This is a genomic window from Mucilaginibacter sp. P4_G9 (assembly GCF_056400985.1).
In genome coordinates, this window is record NZ_JBFUKF010000339.1 from 1 (window position 1) to 5,419 (window position 5,419).

General features: G+C 44.4%; 5 protein-coding genes. 3 read left to right on the forward strand and 2 right to left on the reverse strand.

The window, feature by feature from the left end; genetic code table 11:
• Positions 1-311: 311 nt before the first annotated feature.
• A complete protein-coding gene (locus tag AC1DPZ_RS21125) occupies positions 312-1,214 on the reverse strand; it encodes a helix-turn-helix transcriptional regulator (RefSeq protein WP_477407137.1) in 903 nt (300 codons plus the stop codon).
• 396 nt (positions 1,215-1,610) lie between these two features.
• Between AC1DPZ_RS21125 and AC1DPZ_RS21130 the strand changes: the two genes are divergently transcribed.
• Positions 1,611-3,026: an MBL fold metallo-hydrolase gene (locus AC1DPZ_RS21130; protein ID WP_477407140.1), complete on the forward strand. Its 1,416-nt coding sequence runs from the start codon at positions 1,611-1,613 to the stop codon at positions 3,024-3,026.
• Positions 3,023-3,703, forward strand: a complete 681-nt coding sequence (gene mnmC2, locus AC1DPZ_RS21135) for a tRNA (5-methylaminomethyl-2-thiouridine)(34)-methyltransferase MnmC2 (protein WP_477407142.1) — start codon at positions 3,023-3,025, stop codon at positions 3,701-3,703. The genes AC1DPZ_RS21130 and mnmC2 overlap by 4 nt, the downstream gene beginning before the upstream one ends.
• A 14-nt stretch (positions 3,704-3,717) precedes the next feature.
• Here the strand turns inward: mnmC2 and AC1DPZ_RS21140 are convergent, their stop codons facing one another.
• Positions 3,718-4,554, reverse strand: coding sequence for a hypothetical protein (locus AC1DPZ_RS21140; protein ID WP_477407144.1), 837 nt, complete (start codon positions 4,552-4,554; stop codon positions 3,718-3,720).
• A gap of 121 nt (positions 4,555-4,675) precedes the next feature.
• Here AC1DPZ_RS21140 and mazG point away from each other — a divergent pair.
• Positions 4,676-5,419, forward strand: a 744-nt coding sequence (gene mazG, locus AC1DPZ_RS21145; RefSeq protein WP_477407146.1) for a nucleoside triphosphate pyrophosphohydrolase, incomplete at its 3' end; no start/stop codon positions are given.

A 5,419-nucleotide genomic window follows, 5' to 3' on the forward strand; every position in this document is an offset into this window, starting at 1 on the left:
GTTGCTAAGAGGGCTGTCATGCTGAGCCTGTCGAAGCATAGCGGGCAAAGGCCTATACGCACGAGTCTTCGACAGGCTCAGACTGACAGGCCTTTACACCTTGAAAATCGAATGCGTCATAGGTAGCAATAAAAAATCTTGCCCTTTATTATCTCCACAATTTATCTTCAGATTTGGTAGCGAATTAAACCCTGGTATCTTGTACTTTAAGATGGCTTTACCGTGCTCCGGCGGAGCTTAACTTATTGAACAAGTGCATATTATAAATTTCTAAATCGTTTTCTCTGCACCTATCGCGAAGGCCACCCTATTTAATAATTCCCCAAAGCCTGTTTCAACCGCTCCTGTATCCGTTTTTTAAAATGCTCCGGGGATACTACCCTTGCCTGGTCGCCATATCCCAGTATTTCCGTTTCCAGGTCGTAATTAAGGCAAATGTTTAATGCTACCAGGCGTTGCCCATCCGGCCCTATCTCATCCAAATCGTGCTGACTGCTGTGCAGCGGATAATTTTTAACATAATGATACTGCCGGGGTGTAAGCTCCAGCACCACTTCTTCTACCTGCTGCCCTTTATAAGGCGATGTAATACCGAAACAGTTTTTAAACATTTCCTGCGGATCATGCAATTCCAGGTGTTCAAACTTCTTCCTGGTAATATCAACAGCGCCCATCTTATCGAGCCCGAAGGTTTTCATCTCCAGGTCGCCCAGATCCATAGCCAGCAGGTACCAATAGCCTTTAAACTCTTTAAGGGCATATGGCTCAGCCTTGCGTTTGGTTATTTCCACCCCGTCGTGCTCCTGGTAATCAAACCTTACCCGCACCTTGTTTTCAATAGCCTTTAACAAGGGCCTCAAATGGGCTAACCCGATTGCCTTGCGATGATCAACAAGCATATGGCCAGCAAAATTCTCCTCCTGCAAAACCGCGTTGAGCAAATCAAAAGCTGCTATGGAATGTGCCCCGGTCCCGGCAGGTGAATTGATGATACCATAGGTGTTACTGGCTTTAATGTAGCCAATCTCTACGTTGTAATTTTTCAGTATCGCGCTTTTATCCCGCTGAAAATTACGCGCTATATATTGATTGCCATCAATCCCCATTTTGGCAGCCATATGGTTGGCAATTTGTTTCAGGGTAACACCACCCCGCCTTTGCTGAAAAAACGAGATCAATATTTCCTGGCGGATGACAGGCGTTAAGGCCGACATGGGTTAAATATGCTTTCCATTAACTTGTAATAAGCTTAGCTTTATTTTGCAATATATTGTTATTACTTTAATTTATCTGGTAAGTTTTTTATCAATTTTTCTGATATATTTCTAAATTTTTCTTCAGCAGTTCCTGGTTAAAAAAGGCGCACCGTTCCATGCAAAAGTGTTCCAACCACAAAACCAAAAGCGCTGTACGACAAGTCGTGTCGTACAAGGATAAAAAATAAAACAGCATAACTAACTATAAATCAATAAATTAAACAATAAAATCATCGTGTTTCGCATTTTTTTTGTTCACAACTATCCGTTGAGGAACGGAACACCCAAACTTTACAACCTTCAAACATTTCAACCTTACAACATCTCCCCCAAACTCCTATCTTTGCTCCGAATATGATTATCCAGCAATTCTACGATAAAGGGTTGGCGCATGCATCTTACGCCGTGATCCGTATAGGTAAAATGATCGTTATTGATCCGGCCCGTAACCCGCAGCCCTATTATGATTTCGCCGCCCGGAACGATGCCGATCTTGTGGGCGTTATTGAAACACACCCCCATGCCGATTTTGTGAGCTCGCACCTCGAAATTCATAAAGCTACCAACGCCGTAATTTATTGCAGCAAGCTAACCGGCGCTACATACCCACACGAAACTTTTGATGATGGCGATGTTATCGAGCTTAATGACGTTAAGCTAAAGGCTATTAACACCCCCGGTCACTCACCCGATTCTATATGTATTTTGCTGGAAGATGAGGAGGGCAGGGAAATAGCTGTTTTCACAGGCGATACCCTGTTTGTTGGCGATGTAGGCCGCCCCGATTTACGCGAGAATGCAGGCAATATCACCGCCAAAAAAGAAGAACTGGCCAAACAAATGTACCACAGTACCCGCAATAAACTCATGAACCTGCCTAAAGGCGTAATAGTATACCCGGCGCATGGCCCTGGTTCATTATGCGGCAAAAACATGAGTCCGGATCTTGAAAGCACCATCGGTCGCGAGCTGCTGGAAAACTATGCACTGCAACTGATGGATGAGCTTACCTTTGTTAAAACCATTACTACCGAGCAGCCATTTGTGCCAAAGTATTTTGAATACGACGTGGAGCTTAATAAAAACGGGGCTCCTGATTTTCAACTAAGTGTGGAGAGCGTCGCCAGGATCGATACTGATATTCAGCTACAGGAAGGCATAACTATCATTGACAGTCGCCCCAAAAAAGCATTCAGGGCCGGTCACCTTAAAGGGGCGATCAACCTGCAGGATGGCGATAAATTTGAAACCTGGTTAGGCTCCATCCTTCGGCCCGATGAAAAGTTTTACCTCGTAGCAGAGGATGAGGCTGCCACCAATATACTAATCAAAAAAGCAGCCAAGATAGGTTACGAAAACAATATCATCGCAACCCTTCAATCGCCCCAAAGCGCTACTGAAAAACTGCCTGATCTGTATTTAGAGGACTTTAAGGCTAACCCCGAAAACTACACAAATGTAGATGTGCGTAACCCGGGTGAGGTAAACGAAGGCAAAGCCTTTAAAACAGCTATTAACATCCCCCTACCCGAATTAAGGGAACGCATTGGCGAGATACCAACTGATAAACCTATTGTAATTCACTGTGCGGCCGGATACCGGTCGGCAGCAGCAACCAGTATTGTAGCAGGCGAAATAAATAATGTACCTGTATATGACCTGGGCGAGGTAATAGCCGACTATTTAAGTGCTACCCACCCCTCCGCGCCAGTTGAYGGGACGGCTTTAAAAACTTCGCCTGCCGGAGAAGATTTAGAAGGGGCTAAATGAGCAACCTGAGTATAGTTACAACTGCCGATGGTTCAAAAACTATTTACAATGCCGAGGTTGGCGAGCTTTACCACTCCCGTAACGGGGCTTTGCAGGAGAGCCGGCATGTGTTTGTTAACTCCGGGCTGCGTTATTTTCTGCAGAACAATAATACAAATGAGGCAAGTATACTGGAGGTTGGCTTTGGCACCGGTTTAAACTTTTTATTGAGTGCTGATGAGTGCATGGCTAAAGCAATCCAGCTTAATTATACCGGCATCGAGGCCTATCCCTTAACACCCGAAATGATGGCCCAAACCGGGTACAACGAATATGTTTCGCCGCAATTATGGCAACCCTACCTGGAGCATTACCCCGAAGCCTTACTTACCAAAGTCAACCCCGTCAATCATTGCCGACTGGAAATCGCCAAAGTTAAACTCCTGGATTTTAAGGGAGACGAACGGTATGACATCATCTATTTTGATGCCTTTGCCGCTTCGCGCCAACCCGAAATGTGGGAAGAAGCTGCCATTAACCATGTAATAAGCTTTTTAAAACCAGGTGGCGTATTTGTTACCTACGCCATAACCGGCAACCTTAAACGAATGTTGAAAGCCCTTGGTTTAAAAACAGAAAAAGCCCCGGGTGCAGCCGGAAAGCGGGAAATGCTGAGGGCTGTTAAATTCGGTGTTTAGGTACGGTTAACTGCTTACATAAACCTGAAACCCACATTAAATTTTAAGGTAAAGCCATTATTAGCAGGTAGTTCACGATAGGCTGCAAACTGGCCCTGCGCGTTGCTGCTTCGGGTAGCGTATATAATGGGCCCGCCACAAAGCGTAAACGCAAAGCGCGACCCTGATGGCGCATAATTTACAGACGGCCCCACCAATAACCGTGCGCCACCTTCTGCCTCATCGGTTTCCCAAAATCCTTCCAGATCCTGCCCTACAGCTTCCAAACCGCCATAAAACTGGCCGCTGATATGGCGGTGCAGCCCTATACTGGTAATAATATCAAGCCCGTCGCGCCTGGCATCAAAAGCCTTTTCTAACCTTACATTTGCTCCTACCTTCCACGAGGTAACATCATAAGCAGCAGTTATGCGGCTAAATGCAACATTATCATTGTTAAATTCATGCCTGAAACCTAAGCCTCCACCAATTCTAAACCCCATGGGCTGATTGCCGCCGATAAAATCCCTTAATAACTCGGCCTGTYGCAAAGTATGCACGCCGCCGTTGTTACTAAAGCCGGTACCCAGGGTTGCCAAAAAGGTAAATTTATTACCTAAATATCCCTTAACAGAAATATTTTGATCTACGCCATCAAACCCTATAGGGGTAACCGTGTGTTCGCCATACCCACCAGAATAATTTACGCTCCAGTTTCTGCCCGCAGGATTTAACGTATTTATGGTATACAAAAATGGCTGGGGCTGTTCAAATGAGCTGTTTTGCTCTGTTGTTTTCATTAATTGCTGTGCATTGCATAAATTAACAAGCATTAATAAAAAAACAATAGCCGGGTAAATTTTTTTCATCATAGGATTTGGATATTAGATTTTACAAGTAAAGTTAATTAATATTAGCTTTAAATTAATAGTGTGATAAGTTTGCATTAAAGATGTTATCATACATTTGCTTATTCATACACTGCTATAAAATATGCCTTTAAAAGCTCCGGAAACCGCCCCTACTTCAACCATCGCATTTCAACGTCTGCTTATTATTATGGACGACCTTAGGGCCAATTGCCCGTGGGACAAAAAGCAAACCCTTGAAAGCCTGCGGCACCTCACCATTGAGGAAACCTATGAACTGAGTGATGCTATTTTGGGCGATGATATGCAGGAGATAAAAAAAGAGCTTGGAGATATTATGCTGCACCTGGTTTTTTATTCTAAAATAGCTTCCGAAACCAGTGACTTTACCATTACTGATGTATTAAACGGCGTATGCGATAAATTAATCAATCGCCACCCGCATATTTACGGCGATGTTGAGGTACAGAGCGAAGAAGATGTAAAACGCAACTGGGAGCAGATTAAGCTTAAAGAGGGCAACAAATCTGTACTGGGTGGCGTGCCATCTTCGTTGCCTGCGTTGGTAAAAGCATCCCGGATACAGGAAAAAGCCCGCGGCGTTGGTTTCGACTGGGAGGAGAAAAACCAGGTTTGGGCCAAGGTAGAAGAAGAAATGCAGGAGTTTAAAAACGAATTTAACGCCGAAGATGAAACCACCATCGACCATGAAAAGGCCGAAGGCGAATTTGGCGACCTGCTGTTTTCACTCATTAATTATGCACGCTTTATCAATATAAACCCGGAGAACGCGCTGGAGAAAACCAATAAAAAGTTCATTAAACGTTTTCAGTACCTGGAGCTTAAGGCTAAAGAGCACGGCAAACAA